The organism is Candidatus Krumholzibacteriota bacterium (genome assembly GCA_016931295.1).
Lineage (GTDB): Bacteria > Krumholzibacteriota > Krumholzibacteriia > Krumholzibacteriales > Krumholzibacteriaceae > JAFGEZ01.
In genome coordinates this window covers 1-17,136 of record JAFGEZ010000014.1, presented here as the reverse complement: position 1 = coordinate 17,136, position 17,136 = coordinate 1, and the positions used below count along the sequence as shown (strand labels likewise).

The window sequence follows — 17,136 nt, the reverse complement described above, 5'->3', positions numbered from 1 at the left end:
GGAACACGAGTTGCAATCCGTATGGTGCTCGACAGCCGACGCACCAGCAACGAGAGGTTATGGGGATGACATCCAACTCGCTCGCCGCGCTCGCCGCCCTGGCCATTGCCTGCCTGTTCGTTCCTGCCGCCGCCGACGCCTCCTGGTCTTCCGACGAGATCGAACTCTGCGCCGAGGGCGGGTGCCAGTGGTACCCGAGCGTCGTCTCCGACGGGCTCGGCGGGGCGATCATCGTCTGGCAGGACTACCGCGCCGGCAACGGCGATCTCTACGCCCAGCGGGTGACCTCGGCCGGCGATCCCGGATGGGGGGCCGCCGGCATGGCCGTCTGCGACGATCCCGGCCAGCAGGAGTTTTTCCGCCAGACGATCTCCGACGGCGCGGGTGGCGTCATCGTCGTCTGGATGGACCATCGCGACGGTGGCACCGACGTCTACGCGCAGCGTATCGACGGCGCGGGAAACCGCGCGTGGGCCGCGGGAGGCGTCGCCGTCTCGAACGGCGCCACCGACGATTTCTTCCCCCTCGTCGCCGCTGACGGCGCGGGGGGCGCGATCGTCGCCTGGCAGGTCGGCCAGGGGGACGAGAGCGTCGTCTGCGCGAGCCGGATCCTCGCCGACGGCACGCCCGGCTGGGCTGGCGACGTCGTCGTCCGCGGCGGCGGCGCGCCGCGCGTTCCCGTGATGGTCCCGGATGGCGCGGGGGGCGCGATCGTCGCCTGGATCGAGGACGGATCGGGCGCGGGCGCCATCGTCGCGCAGCGGATCGACGCGGACGGCGCCGCGCGCTGGGGCGGCGGCGTGGCCGTCTGCGTGGAGGGCGACGTCCGCTCCTCATTCGACGCCTGCGGCGACGGGCTCGGCGGGGCCGTCTTCGTGTGGCACGACCTGCGCGGCGGCGACTACGATATCTACGCGCAGCGGATCGACGCCGCGGGCGCGATCCTCTGGGCGTCCGGCGGACTCGCCGTCTGCCAGGCCGCGAACGACCAGTGGTTCCCGCGCGTCGTCCTCACCGACCCGGGCGGCGTCGTCGCCCTGTGGACCGATCTCAGGGACGAGGGGAACGACGTCTACGCGCAGCGGATCGCCCTTTCCGGAAGCACATCGTGGATTGCCGGCGGGCGGGCCGTCATCGCCGCCCCGGGCCACCAGGTCAACCCGCGCCTCGTCGCCGACGGCGTGGGCGGCGCGTGCGTCGCGTGGCAGGACGGCCGGTCCGGCGAATACGACGTCTACGCGCAGCGGATCGACGCCGCGGGAGAACCGTTGTGGGAAACCGGTGGCGTCGCGATCTGCACCGACCCCGGCGACCAGCGCCTCCCCGAGCTCGGCGCGGACGGCGCCGGCGGCGCGATCGTCGCGTGGGAAGGCGAATCGATCGACGCGGACGTCTTCTGCACGCGCGTCACGGCCGACGGTGACTTCGTCGCGACCGCCGTGGCGGCGTGGTCGGCGTCCCCCTCGGACGGCGCGATCGTCGTCTCCTGGGCCCTCGCCCCCGGCGGCGACCATCCCGATTTCCTGCTGCTGCGCCGCGAGGCCGCCTCGGAGATCTGGATCGATCTCGCCGCGGCGGCGATCGACTTCGACGGCGAGGCATACGCCGTCCACGACACGGACATCGTTCCCGGCCGGTCCTACGTCTACCGGCTCGACGCGATCGAGGACGGCGAACGCGTCATCCTCTTCGAGACCGGCGCGGTGAGTGTTCCCGCGGCGCCCTTCGCGCTCCGCCAGAACACCCCGAATCCCTTCAACCCGGTCACGACGATCCGCTACAGCCTCGCCGCCAGCGGATTCGTGCGGCTCGCCGTCTACGATGCGGCCGGCCGGAGGATCGCCGTCCTCGTCGACGGCGTCGAGAGGGCCGGTGACCACGCCGTCGAGTGGTGCGGCAGGGATGACCGCGGCGGCCGTGCGGGCTCGGGCGTCTACTTCGCCGTGCTCTCGTCGGGGAAATCGCGGCTCTCGATGAAGATGGTGCTTTTGCGGTAGGATCGGGCTCGCGGCGGATCAGTTGGTCAGGTGCCGCTCACCGTCATCGCGTCGACCATGAAGGTGGGGGCCGCCACCGGCTTCCGCCAGACGAGGTCGTCGGCGATCGCCGCGATCCCGCCGAGGATCCCGTCGAAGGTGCCCGCGATCGTGAACTCGTTCACCGGGTAGGCGAGACGGCCGTCCTCGATCCAGAGCCCCTGCCCCCCCTGCGAGAAATCCCCCGTCGACCAGTTCGCCCCCGGCCCGAAGAGCGAGGTGAGGTAGAGGCCGCGCCCGATCCCGGCGATGATCTCCTCCGGGCTCCGCTCGCCCGGCTCCATGTAGATGTTCGAGTGGCCGCCGGCGCTCCCGGTCGTCTTGAGCCCGAGCTTGCGGGCCTGGTAGACGCTCATGAGGTAGGTCTCGAGGACGCCACCGGCGACGACGACGGTTTTCCGCGTTCGCACGCCCTCGCTGTCGAAGAGGCGGCTGCCGAGCCGCCGCGGCAGCAGCGGATCCTCGACGATCGTCACGCCCGGCGCGGCGATGCGCTCGCCGAGCCGGTCGACGAGAAAGCTCGATTTCCGGTAGATGTTCCCGCCGCCGACCGCCGAGGCGATGTGGGAGAGGAAGGCCGTTGCGGTGATGGGGTCGAAGACGACGGGAACCTCGCAGGTGGCCGGTTTCCGCCCGCCGAGCTTGCGGATCGTCCGCTCGACGGCCCGCCCAGCCACCTCCTCGATCGATTCGAGATCGTCGAGGTGCGTGCCCGCGGTGTACCAGTACGAGGACTGGCGCTTGCCGGTGTTCTCGCCGCCTCCGCCGGCGTCCCCGGCGGCGAGGGAGAGCGACATCGCGGCGAAGGTCTGCGTCTGCGAGCCGCAGAAGTCGAGGGAATTGGCGAAGGCGACGCTCTCCAGCCCCGAGGTGAACGAGGCGCCGTCGGTGATGACGCGGTCGTCCATGCCGATGGCCGTTTCCTCGAGTCGTCTCGCGCGGGCGATCTTCTCGTCGGCGGGCAGGCGGGCGATCGAGTCGTCGACGAGATCGAGTTCCGCTGGCGTCTCGCCGAGGTCGGCCGGGTCCGGCAGGCCGAAGAACTCGTCCTCGTCCATGAGCCGGGCCAGCTCGACGCTGCCGGCGACGAGGCGCGCGATGCTCTCCCGGGAGAGGTCGCTCGAGGTGACCGAGGCCTTCCGCCGGTTTACCGAGACGCTCAGCGCGATCCGGCTCGACCGGGACTCGGTGAGGGTCTCGATTCCGCCGCTCCGCACCGTCGTGTCGAACTGCTCGCTGTCCACGACGGCCGCCTCGACGGTGTCCGCCCCGGCGGCGAGGGCCGTTTGGACCGCGCGGCGCGCCGTCTCCTCCATCGCGTCGATCCTCATCCGCCGCCTCCCTGCGCCGAGAGATCGCTTCCGCCCACGGTGATCTCCGATATCTTGATCGTCGGCAGCCCGACGCCGACCGGCACGTGCTGTCCCTTGCCGCAGGTCCAGCGGCCGTCGCTGAACGCGAAATCGTTTCCCGCCATCGTCACCCGGGAGAGGGCGTCCGGCCCGTTCCCGATGATCGTGAGGTTCTTGACCGGCGCGGTGATCCGTCCCCCCTCGACGAGGTAGGCCTCGATGGGGACGAAAACGAAGTCGCCGTTGGAGATGTCCACCTGGCCGCCGCGGAAGGACTTGCAGAAGATCCCCTTTTTCGTCGAGCGCAGGATCTCCCCGGGATCGCTTTCGCCGTTGGCGAGATAGGTGATCGTCATCCGCGGGATCGGCGGGCTCTTGTAGGAGTCGCGGCGGCCGTTCCCCGTCGGCTCCACGCCGAACCGGTTCGCGCTGATGCGGTCGTGCATGAAGCCCTTCAGGATCCCCTTCTCGATGAGGACGGTGCGGCGGGGAAGCGTGCCCTCGTCGTCGAAGTTGATCGCGCCGCGGTCGTTGGGGATCGTGCCGTCGTCGATGACCGTCACGAGCTCGCTCGCCACGCGGTCGCCGACGCGGTCGGTGTAGGCCGAGGTTCCCTTCCTGATGAAGTCGGCCTCGAGGGGATGTCCCACCGATTCGTGGAGCAAGACGCCCGATTCGGCGGGGGCGAGGATCAGTTCCATCGGGCCGGCGGGTGCGTCGATCGCCTCGAGGAGGAGGAGGGCCTGACGGGCCGCCTCGCGGCCATGCTCCGCCGGGGAGGTGCGCGTGTCGAAGTACTCCGTGCCGATCCGGCCGCCGCCGCTCGAGATGCCGATCTGGCGGTTGCCGTTCTTCTCGGCGACCACCGAGACGGAAAAGCGAAGCATCGGGCGCATGTCGCGGAGGATGCGGCCGTCAGAGGTGGCGATCATCACCGCGCTCAGGCTGTCGGCGAGGACGGCCGTCACCTTGACGATCCGCTCGTCGCAGGCGCGCGCCGCCCGCTCGGCCTCCTCGATCCACGCGATCTTCCGCCGGAGGGCCGCGCCGGTGGCCGCCTCGACGACGGGGTAGCGGTTCTCGAAGTGGACCGGTTCGAGGGCCACCGGGCCCGGGGACGCGCCCGACTCGGCGATCGCCGAGGCGGTGAGGGCCGCGTCGCGCATCCGCCCGGCGGTGAGCTCCTCGGTGTAGGCGTAGCCCGTCCCCTCTCCCTTGACGACGCGGATGCCGACGCCGTGCGAGATGCTCTGGTGCCCTTCCTTGACGATCCCCTCCTCGTGCACGATCTGGTTCTCGATCGTGTGCTGGAAGAAGAGATCGCAGAAATCGCCGCCGCGGGACAGGGCGGTCCCCAGGATCGCCGCGATCCGCTTGTCGTCGACGCCGAAATGGTCCTGCCACGCGATCACTCGCCGATGCCTCCCCGCGACCGTTTTCCGTCATGTATTCGTGTCGCGCCGCCGCTCGCCGGCGCGGTCACCGGGAGAATGTAGCAGATGCTCCACCGCCGACAAAGAAAAAAGGCCACCCGCCGCACGCGCGTCGGATATGCCGTATTGACCTCGGGAATGCGCCTCTGATATACTCTATCCACGCTCTCGATCTGCGAAGGGAAAATTTAATGCGCACCACGGGTTCCGCGCTCCGTCGCGGACTGTGCCTGTGTCTTGTCGTATTCGCGGTCGACGTCTCGGCCGATACGCCACGGTGCGTGCCCTGCGACATCGTCGGGCGCGTGAGCCGGGATGCGATCGAGCAGACCGTCCGGCATCTCTCCGGCGCCGATTCCTTCCGGATCGACGGCGTGGCCGCGCGCCTCCACACGCGTCACGCGACCTCCCCCGAGAAGTACCTCGCCGCCGCGTACCTCCTCGACCGCGCGCGGGCCGCCGGCTACGAGCCGGAGATCCGCGAGTTCCTCCTCTCGATCGACCGGCCCGACCTCACCGGTGTCGCCCTGGCGACCGGGTGCGACACCGTCTGGGCGGGGAATCTCGACGGGGGCATCTGCATGGCGACGGCGGCCGGCGGGTGGGATCGGTTCGAGGCGTGCTGCGCGCTGGGGCACCGCGTCATGGATCTCGACGTCGATCCGTCGGGCCGGCTCTGGGCGGCCGTCGGCCTCTCGGGGGGCGGTCTCGGCGCGCTCCTCGTCTCGACCGACGGCGGACGCTCCTTCGAGGAGCGCGCGCAGGGGGCGAACGTCTTCACCCTCCACGAGGTCGATCTGGCCTTTCCCCCCTTCGGCGTCGCATGCGGCTCGGTCGGCACCTTCCTCGTCACCGTCGACGACGGGGGCTACTGGTTTCCCGTGCCGGCGCCCAGGTTCTCCTATCTCGGCCTCAACGGCTGCGCGATGACCGGGCCGATGCACATCTGGGCCGTCGCCGACGGCGGGCGGCTCTTCGAGAGCGTCGACATGGGAGGCAACTGGACGAGCCGGAGCCTCACCTCCCAGCCGCTCCGGGACATCGATTTCCACGAGAGCGGGCGGGGCGTGATCGTGGGGCTCGAGGGGGCCTGGCACACCGCCGACGGCGGTGTCACCTGGACCTCCTCCCCGGTCCCGGAGGCGATGCGCGCCGTCGAGATGGTCGATTCCCTCACCGCCGTCGCTGCCGGGGAAAACGGGACGGTGTGGCTGAGCGAGGACGGGGGCGCCACGTGGGCCTCGATCTCGGCGGGCGAGCCGGGCGTCTGGCGGATCGCCGCCGACACGGCGTGCGTGTGGGTCGTCGGCGGGGAGATCGCCCGGCGGGTCCGTCTCGATCCGCCCGCCGTCGAGGGGCGCTGGGATCTCTCCGATTCGCTGTCCGGGATCAACCTCGTCTTCCGCCTGCCGGGGCTGCGGGAGCCCGACCGGCGGATCGTTCTCTGCGCGCACTACGACAGCCAGTCGAGCACGCCGCTCGTCTGCGGGCCGGGGGCCGACGACAACGCCAGCGGCACGGCGGCCGTCCTCGAATCCGCACGGGCCCTCGCCGGGGAGCGCCCGGAGAAGACGATCGAGTTCGTCTTCTTCGACGGCGAGGAGATGGGGCTCCTCGGCAGCAGGCATTTCGCGGCGCATCTCGATGACGGCGCCGTCTACGAGGCCGTGGTGAACATCGACATGATCGGATGGGACGAGGGGGGGGACCGCTCGGTCGAGGTCGCCGGACGCGCCGGCTTCGCTCCCGACTCGCTGCTCTTCGTCCTCTTAGACGAGACCGCAGAGGCGATCGGCAGCCCCCTGTCGCCGCATCTCCTCGTGAACGAGATGCCGATCAGCGACCACGTCTCGTTCTACGACCTGGGGATTCCGAGCGTGCTCGTGATCGAGGGGAAGAAGAACGAACTCACGCCGCATTACCATTCGTGCACTGACGTCGCCGCGTACGTCGATTTCGAGTACGCCGCCCACTGCACGCGGGCCGCGCTCGGCGCCGTCGTCCTTCTCGCGGGGGTGGAGGCGGCGGCCGACTCGATCGGGGTTGTCGTCCTCCGCCGGAACGTTCCCAACCCCTTCTCCGCCGCGACGGCCATCTCCTTCGACCTGCCCTCGCGCATGCGCGTCGATCTCGGCGTCTACGACGTGCTCGGGCGCCGCGTGGCCTCGCTGATCGGAGGCGAGATCGGCCCGGGGGAGATCGCCTACCGCTGGGACGGGGTCGGCTCCGGGGGGCGCCGCCTCGCGAGCGGCGTCTACTTCCTCCGCTTGCGCGCCGGCGCCGCCGAGCAGGTCCGCAAGGTCGTCATCGTCCGGTGACGCCGCCTACTGCATGACATCGACGTCCCCGAAGACGCAGGAGACGGTCAGGCGTATGCGGTCCGGCGCCGCGTCGAAGCCGGGGCTCGCGTAGGCCCGCCCGTGGAGCCGCTGGCCGTCAGGCGCGGCGGTGTGTCCGAAGGAGCTCTTCCCCTCGATCGTGTACTCGGCCCCGCGCGGCAACCGGACGCGGATGTCGCCGAAGACGCACTTGACGAGGAGGCGCGCCTCGCCCTCCACGCGGACGACGCCGTCGAGATCGACGAGGACGTCGCCGAAGACGTTCGACACCGATCCGCCCCGGAAGACCTCGCTCGCAGCCGTGACGCGGATGTCGCCGAAGATCCCCTCCTGCGAGATCGTCTCCTCCGTCACGTTCACCGTGCGGTCGCCGAAGGCCTCGAAGGCGGCCGCCGAGTCGCCCCGGCGCTCGCGGCGGATCAGCCGGATCCCCCACCAGACGAGCAGGAGCGGCCAGAGCTTCCAGAAGGTCCACCAGAAGTCGAAGATGCGGAAGGCGTCGAGGAGGAGGATCACGCCGAGAACGACGAGGATGATCCCCCATGCGGCGTGCCTGTGCGAACGTGTCATCGGGCACCTCCCCGATCGTCGCCGCTTTCGCCGCGTGCCCCGCGGAGCAGGAGGAGGGCGCCGAGGACGATGAGGGCGATCGGCCAGACGTAGCGCATCCCGTAGTCGGCGCTCTGCATGAGGAAGACGACGCCGATCACCGTCAGGATGGCCGCGGGAATGAGCAGCCCCCGGTCGCGCCCGCCGAGCAGGTACATCGCGTAGAAGCCGAAGGCCGGCGCGAGGATGAAGAAGGGCCAGATGTTCTCCATCACGTACCAGTCGGTCCGCGCGGCGTAGTAGAACATCAGGCCGATCGTGAGGAGGATCGTGCCGGGCATCAGCAGCCCCGGCTTGCTCCGGTCGAAGAGGAAGCCGATCCAGAAGATCCCCCCGAGGAAGATCAGGATGTAGGTCCAGAAGACCTCGCCGTCGATCCTGAGGGCGCCGAAGTTGCCGAGCAGGAAGAGGACCCCGAGAAAGATCAGGATCAGCCCCGGCACCGGGTTGAAGCGTTTTCGCTCAGCCATGGCTCCGTCCTTTGTGCGAGCGCCCGGCCGACCGGTCGAGCGCGGTGAAGAAACGCGACATGTCCATTTCGTCGTTGAAGAAATGAGGGCTCAGCCGGATGGCCCCCTCGCGGAGGCTCGCCACGACGCCCGCCTCCCGGAGTGCGGCGAAGGCCTCGTCCGTGCCGCCGCCGGCGAGGCGGAAGCAGACGATCCCCGCCCGCCGGTCGTCTTCGCGGGGCGTGACGAGCTCGTGGCCCCGGTCGGCGAGGCCGTCGGCGAGCGCGCCGGCGAGATAAAGCACACGCTCCTCGACGGCGGCCGGCCCGATCTCGAGAAAGCGGTCGATCGCCGCCCCCAGCGCGGCGACGCCGAGGAGGTTCGCCGAGCCCTCCTCGAAGCGCGCCGCGTCGGGACGCCATTCGAGCCTGTAGTCGAGGAAGTTCCACGCGTCCTTCACGCCGAGCCAGCCGGGATTCCACACGTCGAGCTCGTCGAGGAGCCCGCGCCGGCAGTAGAGGAGACCGATCCCCGGCACGGCGAGGAGCCACTTGTGCCCTCCCGCCGAGAGCAGATCGATCCCCAGGCGCTCGACGTCGCAGGCGAGGGCGCCGAGTCCCTGGATCGCGTCCACGTGCAGCAGGATCCCGCTTTCCCGGCAGAAGGCGCCGAGCCGGGCGAGATCGACGCGGTAGCCGGAGGAGAACTGCACCCAGGAGACGGTGACGGCGCGCGTCCGGCCGTCGCAGGCCGCCTCGATCATCTCCGTCGTCACGATGCCGTCGCGGGGCTCGACGAAGCGCAGTTCGACGCCGCGGCGCCGCTGCGCCATCCACGGGTAGACGTTCGCGGGAAATTCCACGGAGGGGAGGACGACGTTCTCGCCGGCGCGCCAGCGGATGCCGTTCGCCGCGATCAGGACGCCCTGCGTGGTGTTGCGGGTGAAGGCGATCTCCTCGGGGGCGGCCCCGATGAGCGTCGCCGCCGCCTTCCGGATCTCGCCGACGCGCCCGAAGACGCGCTTTTCGCAGAGGATCCCCTCGCGCTCGAAGGCGGCCGCGACGGCGTCCGCGGCCGACCGCGCCCGCGTGGAGAGGGGGCTGATCGCCGCGTTGTTGTAATAGACGAGCCGCTCCGTCGCCGGAAAATCGGCGCGGTAGCCCTGCCAGTCGATCGATCCGGAAGCCCGGTCCATGCGATCCTCCGTTTCCGGTCCGCGGGCAGAGTATACACGCGGCGGGCGAGGGGGGATACAGCATTTCCCCACGGGGGGGCAAACGGTCTACGGGGACCGGCGGCGAATGGTTGCGCCCGCGGCCGGGCGCGGTCAGCTTGCGGCGGCGAATCCGGCGGCGCGGGCGAGGAGGCCCGCGATCAGGTTGGCGACGCGCACGGCGCGCAGGATCCGCCGTCCCGGGCCCGATCGTCCGCTCGGGTGCGGCGCGTCCGGCCGACGGGCGAATCCGACTTCCTGCCGCCTGGCGACGGCCGATCGGTCCGGTGCGGCGCGGTAGACGACAGAGGTCACCGTGGGACCGCCGTCGAGCGCGATCGTCATGTGGAGCGTACGTCCCGAGTGGAGGGCCGTCCGCAGGGTGACCGATTTCCCGCCGACCTCCACGCAGTGCCCGCAGGGGCGCGCGCCGTCCGCGGAGCGCCCGGCCGGGGCGGCGCCCGAGAAGATGATCGCCGCCGCGGCGAGAACCGCCGGCATGGTGCGTCGGTTCATGTGCATCTCTTTCCCCCTCGAATGGAGCCTTCACAGGGTATACACGCCGACGGGGCGATCCATTCGAAAAAGCATGCGGCGCCGGTCGCGGGGGGATCAGCGGGCGAGGACGATCTTCGAGGTGAAGGTCTCTCCCGCGGCCCGGAGGCGGCAGAAGTAGACGCCCGCGGCGAGGGGGCGCCCTGCGTCGTTCCGTCCGTCCCAGGCGATCTCCCATCCGCCGGTGCCGAGGCGCTCGTCGAGCAGGACGCGCACGAGGGCGCCGCGGACGTCGTAGAGGCGCAGGGCGACCCGCCCGGGGGAGGCGAGATCGAAGCGGATCGTCGTCGAGGGATTGCAGGGGTTGGGGAAGGCCCCGCGCAGGGCCGTCGGCGCGGGGATCTCCGCGGCGGTCGCGCCGCCGGCGATCCGGTCGCAGAGCACCCAGTGGCCGTCGTCGAGACGGATGTCGATCGCCGGCCGGTCGAGGACGAAGGTGAATGTGTCGGCCGGCGAGTAAATCCAGATCCGCTCCTCCGTCGTGCCGGACGTCGTCTCGATGGCGCAGTCGATCGGCATCGTGTAGGCCGTCGACTGGAGCTGGGTCACCAGCAGGGTGAGGACGATCTCACCGGCGAGGAGGCTCTGGCTCCACTCCCAGCGCACCTGGAGCCGGTCGTCGCGGATGAGCCACTCGTCGAAGAACCAGTTGAGGGAATGGCCGTACAGTGCCTCGCACACCGCCCGGAAATCCTCCGTGCGCGCCGTCGCGTAGCGGTAGCGAGGGTCGCCGGCGTAGCTCTCGAGGGCGGCGAAGAAGACCGCGTCGCCGACGACGCGACGGAGCATGTGGAGCATCCACGCGGCCTTGTTGTAGACGACGTCGTCGAAGTAGTACATCGGGTCGTCCACGTCCGGGTCGCGGAGGATCGGGCCGTGCCACCGGTCGGGGCGGTCCTTCGCGTCCATGTAGTCGCGGAGCGCCGCCGGGCCGTCCACATGCTCGAACCACAGCGCCTCGGCGTAGGAGGCGAACCCCTCGTTCAGCCAGATCTCGCTCCAGTCATGGCAGGTGACGGCGTCGCCGAACCACTGGTGCGACATCTCGTGGACGAAGACCCAGTCGTAGCGGTGCGTTCCGTCGGCCAGTTGCCAGCCGTAGCTCGTCAGGGTCTGGTGCTCCATGCCGCCGCCGATGTCGCAGAGGGCCGCGCCGTACTTCTCGTCGGCGAAGGGATAGGGGCCGAAGATCGAGGAGAAGAACCCGAGGGCCGGCACGGTGATCGAGAAGTCCTGGCGGCACACCCATTCCCGCGACGGGAAGACGTAGTGGACGACGGGCATCGTGTCGCCTGGCGCGTATTCGAAGACATCCTCGATCGTCGTGTACGGATAGGCGGCCACCGAGGCGAGGTAGACGGCCATCGGGTGATTCGTGCGCCACCGGTACACGTCGCAGGGCTCTCCCCGCAGTGTGTCGGGCCCGCTCTCGACGAGCACGCCGTTCGACGCCGCGACGAGCCCGGCGGGAACGGCGAAGGCGAGATCGAAGGTCGCCTTGTCCTCCGGGACGTCCTTGCAGGGCCACCAGGCCCGGGCGCTCCACGGCTGGCTGAGCGAGAAGACGAGCGGCTCGCCGAGATACTCGCGGAAGAAGAGCCCCGGCTCGTCGGCCGCCTCGGGGCTGCCGGTCCAGTGGACGACGACCGTCGTTTCCTCGCCCGCGGCGAGGGGCCCGGCGAGATGGATCACGACGTGGTCGCCCGGCCGGGTCCGTGCGAGTGGCATGCCGCCGGCGTCGGTCGTCATGAGGACGCCATAGGAGGGATCGAGGTCCAGCTCGATCGAATCGAGTCCGGCGGCGAGGCAGGAGACGGTCACGGCGACCGTGCCGTCGATCTCGCGGACCCCGGGGAAGATGGCAACGTCGAGGTCGTAGTGGAGGACGTCGTACGCCAGCTGCCCCGCCGTCGGGGGCGGGGCGAGGAGCCGGGCGGCGTCCGGGGATTCCGCGTGCCGGAGGATGTCGCCGTGGATGAGGCGATAGGGACCCTGCGCCGCCGCCGGCGTCGCCGCCGAGAGGAAGGCCGCCGCCAAGAGCGCGGCGGGGACGTGCCACCGGAACCGTGTGGGTCGGAAACAGGGTCTCATCATGATGATTATAGCATTTTCCGGCGGGCCGTTCCAGCACCCGGCCCGGGGATTGGGGCTTTCATCGCCGCGCCTGCTCGCGTATACTTCCGCCCGACCGGCCGCGGGGCGCGGGGCGGGGGTCGCCTCCGCGCACCGGGCCGCGCGCGGAACGGCCCGGCGCCGGAGGCGGGAGCGATGAAGGACAGCGGATTCAGGATCACCTCGGCCCTCAGGAAGATCATCGTCAACACCGGCTGGCTCTTCTCGCTCAAGGTGCTCAGGATCCTCATCGGCCTCTTCGTCAGCGTCTGGCTGGCCCGCTATCTCGGCCCCGACCGTTTCGGCGCCTTCAGCTACGCGATCGCCTTCGTCACCCTCTTCACGCCGATCGCGCAGCTGGGCCTCGAGGGGCTCGTCGTGCGGGACATCGTCCGCGAGCCGGCCGAGCGGGGCGAGATCCTCGGCACCGTCTTCTTCCTGCGTCTCGTGGGGGGCGCGGTCGCATTCGCCGCCGCCTCCCTCTCGATCGCGCTCGTCCGCGACGACGCCGCGATCAGGATCATGACGGCGATCATCGCCTTCGGCATCCTCTTCCGCGCCTTCGACTCCATCGACCTCTGGTTCCAGTCGCAGGTCGAGTCGAAGTACCCCGTCATCGCCCGCGCCGTCGCCCTCCTGCTCGCCTCGGCGGGGAAGGTGGCGATGATCCTCGCCCGGGCGCCGGTCGTCGCCTTCGCGGCGGTGGCCACCTTCGAGATGGTCGCCGTCGCCGGCGGGCTCGTCGCCGTCTACCGGCTGCGCGGCCTGCGGCTCTCCGCGTGGCGGTTCCGCCTCGCCCGTGCCCGCGATCTCCTCGGCCAATCGTGGACCCTCATCCTCTCCGGCGTCCTCTCGATCCTCTACCTCAGGATCGACCAGGTGATGCTCGGGGGGATGATCGGCGACGAGGCGGTCGGCATCTACTCCACCGCGGTGCGGCTCTCCGAGGTGTGGTACTTCGTGCCCGTCGCCATCTCCTCCTCGGTCTTCCCCGCCCTCGTGCGCGCCCGCGAGCGCGACGGCGATCTCTACCGGCGTCGCCTCCAGCAGCTCTACGATTTCCTCGCCGCGACGGCCCTCGCCACGGCGGTCGTCTTCACCGTCGGCGCCGGTCCGCTCGTGCGCCTGCTCTTCGGCGCGCAGTACGCCGGCGCCGCCCCGATCCTGGCGATACACATCTGGGCGGGGCTCTTCGTCTTCCTCCGCGCCGGCCTCGGCCGGTGGCTCCTCACCGAGGGGTTCATGACCTTCTTCTTCTACTCCAACGCGATCGGCTGCGCTGCGAACGTCGCGCTCAACCTCGTCCTCATCCCGCGCTACGGCGGGATCGGCGCGGCGACGGCCACGATCGTCACCTACGCGCTGGCCACCTTCGGCGCATGCGCCGTCTACCGGCCGGCCCGGTCCGCCGGGCGGATGATGCTCCTCGCCCTCGCCGTCCCGCTGCGCATACCGTCGATCCTCGCCCGGAGACGGCGCGATGGCTGAGCTGGGCGGGAGAGGAGGCAGGCGAGGTGCCGGCGCCGCGGGGGAGGGATCGAAATGACGCCCGCTGCGCGCCGCGTCCTCATGCTCTGCTACCACTACCCGCCGATGGCGAACGGCGGCGTGCCGCGGAGCGTTTCCTTCGCCCGGCGCCTGCCGGCGCTCGGCTGGGAGCCGGTCGTTTTCACGACGGGGCGATTCGGCGGCGGACCCGGCGCGGCGGGAGAGCGCGTCGTGCGGGTCTCCGAGCCGCACGGCGCCGTGCTGAGCCGCGCCGCCGCCGGCGACGCGGACGCGGGTGGCGAGGGCGCCGGTGCGGCCGGCGGCGGCGTGATCGATCGGGCGCGCCGGGCACTGCTTCGCTTCGCGGACCGGCGGCTCATGATCCCGGACAACAAGATCCGCTGGGCGCTCCGCGCCCGCGGCGAGGCGCGCAGGATCGTACGGCAGGAGCGGATCGATCTCGTCTACTCCACCTCGCCGCCGCACTCCACCCACCTGCTCGCCCTGCGCCTCGCCCGCCGGAGCGCGCTGCCCTGGGTGATGGATCTGCGCGATCCGTGGACGATCGAACCGATCATCGACGCCGCGGGCAGCGACCCGCTCCGGCGGCGGATCGAGGAGGGGATGGAGGCGGCGTGCGTCGGTGCGGCGGCCGCCGTCGTCCTCAACACGCCGGAGGCGGCGGCGCGCTACCGCGAACGGTATCCCGCCGCGGCCGGCCGCATCCACTGCGTCACGAACGGCTGGGACGCCGACGAGATGGCGGCCGCGGACGCACTCTCCGGGCGCAGCGCGGAGGCGATCGGCGGCGCCCGCTTCGTCGCGGCCCATATCGGCACCTTCGAACGGCGCGCCGGGCGGAACCGGCCGCCCGCGGCCCTTCTCGACGCGCTCGTCGTCCTCGTATCGCGGGGGGAACTCGTGCCCGGCCGCGATCGCGTCCTCTTCGTCGGGGAGGCGGGCGGGGAGGCGCCGGCGCTTCTCGAGGAGGCGGGGCTCACCTCGCTCGTGCTTCTCACCGGCCCGCTGCCCCGCCGCGACGCCCTCGCCATCGCGCGCCGCGCCGATCTCCTGCTCCTCGTCGAGACGGCCCGCGACTCGCGCTTCTACGTGCGCGGCAAGCTCTACGAGTACATCGGCGCCGGTGGCTGGATCCTCGGGCTCGTCTCGCCGGGGGCCACGCGCGACCTGCTCGAGGCCTCGGGGCGCGGCGGCGCGGTGGACCCGGGCGACACGGAGGCGATCGCCGCGGCGATCCGGCGGATACACCGCGAACCCGCACGACCACCGACAAGACGGGGATTCGACGCCGGCCGCTACGAGCGGGGACGGCTCGCCGCGGAACTCGCCCGCATCCTCGACGAAGCGGCGAAGGGGAGGTGACGGCGTGCTCTCGCTCGACATCGTCATCGTCAACTGGAACACCGGCGGGCAGCTCCGCGACTGCGTGGCCTCGATCCCCGGCGCCCTGGACGGCGGGGTCTCCCTCCGGCGGGTCGTCGTCGTCGACAACGCGTCGATTGACGGCTCCGACCAAATCGATGCACCCCCGGAAATCGCGCTCGAGATCGTCCGCAACGAAGAGAACCGCGGGTTCGCCGCCGCGTGCAACCAGGGAGCGCGGGGAAGCGTCGCCGATCTCCTCCTCTTCCTCAATCCCGACACCCGGCTCCTCGCCGACTCGCTCTCCGTGCCCGTCGCCTTCCTCTCCGGCGCCGCGGGAGAGCAAACGGCGGTCGTCGGGATCACGCTCCTCGACGAGGCGGGCAGGTCGAACCGCGCCTGCGCGCGGTTCCCGACGCCGCCTCTCCTCCTCCACCGCATGCTCGGCCTCGACCGGCTCTTTCCGCGGCTGTTTCCCGGCTACCGGATGGAGGCGTGGGATCACGCGGAGAGCCGCGACGTCGACCAGGTGACCGGCGCCTTCTTCCTCGTCCGGCGCGCGCCTTTCGAAGCGGCCGGAGGGTTCGACGAGCGCTTCTTCGTCTACATGGAGGAGCTCGACCTCTCGCTCCGACTCGCCCGCGCGGGCTGGCGAAGCCGCTATCTCGCCGAGGCCGCCGCTTTCCACCGCGGAGGCGGGGCGTCGGGGAGCGACGTGGCCGCGCGGCTCTTCTACGGGGCGCGCAGCCGCATCCTCTACGCGCAAAAGCATTTCGGGGGGGCAACTGCCGCCGGGCTCCTCCTGGCCGCCTGTCTCCTCGAGCCGGCGGCCCGGTTCGCCGCCGCCCTCGCGCGGCGCGACGGGGCCGGCTTGAAGGCGGCGGCGCGCGGGTATACAATGCTCTGGCGCGACCTGCCGCGGATCGTCGCGGCGGGCCGGCAAACGCGGCCCCGCCGCGGGCAAGCGGAACGAAACGGGAACGGGTGCGGCGGGCCGGCGCCGCGGAGCGGAAAGGACGGACGATGACCATCGGGGCGCGACATCGACGGACGGGCCTCCTGTTCGCCGCGATCCTTCTCGTCGCCGTCATTCTGCGGATCGTCTTCTTCGTCGAGCTGTCCCGTTCGCCGCTCGGCGACATCGAACCGCTCGACGTGCGGTTCTACCGGGAGACGGCCGCCGCCATGGCGTCCGGGAACGGATTCCCCGCGGGGCCGCTCACCTTCAATCCCCTCTATCCCGTCCTCCTCTCCGTGCTGTTCCGGCTCTTCGGCGCGGGATTCCTCGCGGCGAGGATCCTCAACGCGGCCTTCGGCGTCCTCACGATCGCGCTCGTCTTTTTCGCCGCCAGGCAACTCGCCGGCGGGGCGGCTGGCGGGGAGACGAACGGCGGGGACGCGTCCGCGGCGAGAGCCGGCACGGGCCGCGCCGACGCTGCGGGGCTCGTCGCGGCCGCCGCGGCGGTCCTCTATCCGCAGTTCGTACTCTACGAGGGGAGCCTTCTCGCCACCTCCGCCGTGACCTTCCTCTTCGCGGCGGCCTTCTGTCTCGCGCTCGGGATCGACGAGGTCCTCGGCGGCGGACTGGCGGGCGGCCGGACGCCGGGCGACGGGCCGGCGGCCACACAAACGCCGGGGCGCCTCCGCATCGGGCGGCGGTCCGTGTCGCTCCGCGGCGCGATCTTCCTTCTCGGGATCGTCGCGGGGCTCGGCGTTCTCGGCCGCCCGAATCTCTTCGGGCTCCTCCTGCCCCTTCTCGCCGCGCGTTTCCTGTTTCTGGCCGCGCAAACGGGGGCGGCGGGCGGGCACGACGCGGCCGCGGGAGGCGCGCGCAAAGCGGCCGCGATGAACTGGAAGGCGGGGGCGGCGGCCGCCGCCCTGCTCGTCGCCGGCGCGATCCTCCCGGCGATCCCCGCCGCGATCCACAACGCGCGCGCCGGCGGCCCGCCGCTGCCCCTCCCCGCGCACGGCGGGATCAACCTTTACATCGGCAACCGGCCGGGCGGGACGGGGGCCTTCGAGCCGCCCGAGGGGATGCGCGCGGACATGCGGGGGCTCGTGGCGGACGCCCGGCAGATCGCCTCGCGCGAGGCGGGCCGGGAGCTCTCCGACGCCGAGGCGTCTGTTTTCTGGTCGGCGCGGGCCCGCGACGTGATCGCGGCGGACC

Annotated in this window: 13 protein-coding genes; 6 read left to right on the top strand and 7 right to left on the bottom strand. The window is 71.2% G+C overall.

The genetic code is table 11. From position 1 onward, the window contains the following. Positions 1-65: 65 nt before the first annotated feature. Positions 66-1,997, top strand: a complete 1,932-nt coding sequence (locus tag JW876_04210; protein MBN1884712.1) for a hypothetical protein — start codon at positions 66-68, stop codon at positions 1,995-1,997. Between the two features lie 26 nt (positions 1,998-2,023). On the opposite strand, the gene JW876_04205 is transcribed toward JW876_04210, so the two are convergent. Both JW876_04205 and JW876_04200 read right to left on the bottom strand, forming a co-directional pair. Next, positions 2,024-3,367, bottom strand: coding sequence for a TldD/PmbA family protein (locus JW876_04205; GenBank protein MBN1884711.1), 1,344 nt, complete (start codon positions 3,365-3,367; stop codon positions 2,024-2,026). After that, positions 3,364-4,800 carry a TldD/PmbA family protein gene (locus JW876_04200; protein MBN1884710.1) on the bottom strand — a complete coding sequence of 479 codons (1,437 nt, stop codon included), beginning with the start codon at positions 4,798-4,800 and terminating at the stop codon, positions 3,364-3,366. The genes JW876_04205 and JW876_04200 overlap by 4 nt, the downstream gene beginning before the upstream one ends. 212 nt (positions 4,801-5,012) lie before the next feature. Between JW876_04200 and JW876_04195 the strand changes: the two genes are divergently transcribed. Continuing rightward, a complete protein-coding gene (locus JW876_04195) occupies positions 5,013-7,139 on the top strand; it encodes a M20/M25/M40 family metallo-hydrolase (GenBank protein MBN1884709.1) in 2,127 nt (708 codons plus the stop codon). 6 nt (positions 7,140-7,145) lie between these two features. Here JW876_04195 and JW876_04190 read toward each other — a convergent pair whose 3' ends face one another. From JW876_04190 to JW876_04170, 5 genes are all read right to left on the bottom strand, one after another. After that, the gene (locus JW876_04190; protein MBN1884708.1) at positions 7,146-7,730 is read right to left on the bottom strand and encodes a hypothetical protein; all 585 of its coding nucleotides are present in this window, start codon (positions 7,728-7,730) and stop codon (positions 7,146-7,148) included. Further along, complete coding sequence (locus JW876_04185) at positions 7,727-8,239, bottom strand: hypothetical protein (GenBank protein ID MBN1884707.1); 513 nt, start codon at positions 8,237-8,239, stop codon at positions 7,727-7,729. The genes JW876_04190 and JW876_04185 overlap by 4 nt, the downstream gene beginning before the upstream one ends. Beyond that, positions 8,232-9,413, bottom strand: a complete 1,182-nt coding sequence (locus JW876_04180) for an aminotransferase class V-fold PLP-dependent enzyme (protein MBN1884706.1) — start codon at positions 9,411-9,413, stop codon at positions 8,232-8,234. Before JW876_04180 ends, JW876_04185 begins: the two co-directional genes overlap by 8 nt. Before the next feature lie 132 nt (positions 9,414-9,545). Further along, positions 9,546-9,947, bottom strand: a complete 402-nt coding sequence (locus JW876_04175; GenBank protein MBN1884705.1) for a hypothetical protein — start codon at positions 9,945-9,947, stop codon at positions 9,546-9,548. Positions 9,948-10,043: 96 nt separating this feature from the next. Then, positions 10,044-12,080, bottom strand: coding sequence for a T9SS type A sorting domain-containing protein (locus JW876_04170; protein MBN1884704.1), 2,037 nt, complete (start codon positions 12,078-12,080; stop codon positions 10,044-10,046). Between the two features lie 174 nt (positions 12,081-12,254). On the opposite strand from JW876_04170, the gene JW876_04165 reads away from it, so the two are divergent. The 4 genes from JW876_04165 to JW876_04150 all read left to right on the top strand — a co-directional run. Further along, on the top strand, positions 12,255-13,586 hold the full coding sequence (locus tag JW876_04165; protein MBN1884703.1) for a flippase: 1,332 nt from the start codon (positions 12,255-12,257) through the stop codon (positions 13,584-13,586). 54 nt (positions 13,587-13,640) lie between these two features. Continuing rightward, the gene (locus tag JW876_04160; protein MBN1884702.1) at positions 13,641-14,969 is read left to right on the top strand and encodes a glycosyltransferase; all 1,329 of its coding nucleotides are present in this window, start codon (positions 13,641-13,643) and stop codon (positions 14,967-14,969) included. A gap of 19 nt (positions 14,970-14,988) precedes the next feature. Further along, positions 14,989-15,996 carry a glycosyltransferase family 2 protein gene (locus JW876_04155; GenBank protein MBN1884701.1) on the top strand — a complete coding sequence of 336 codons (1,008 nt, stop codon included), beginning with the start codon at positions 14,989-14,991 and terminating at the stop codon, positions 15,994-15,996. Further along, on the top strand, positions 15,993-17,136 hold a 1,144-nt coding region (locus tag JW876_04150), incomplete at its 3' end, for a glycosyltransferase family 39 protein (GenBank protein MBN1884700.1). The genes JW876_04155 and JW876_04150, both read left to right, overlap by 4 nt.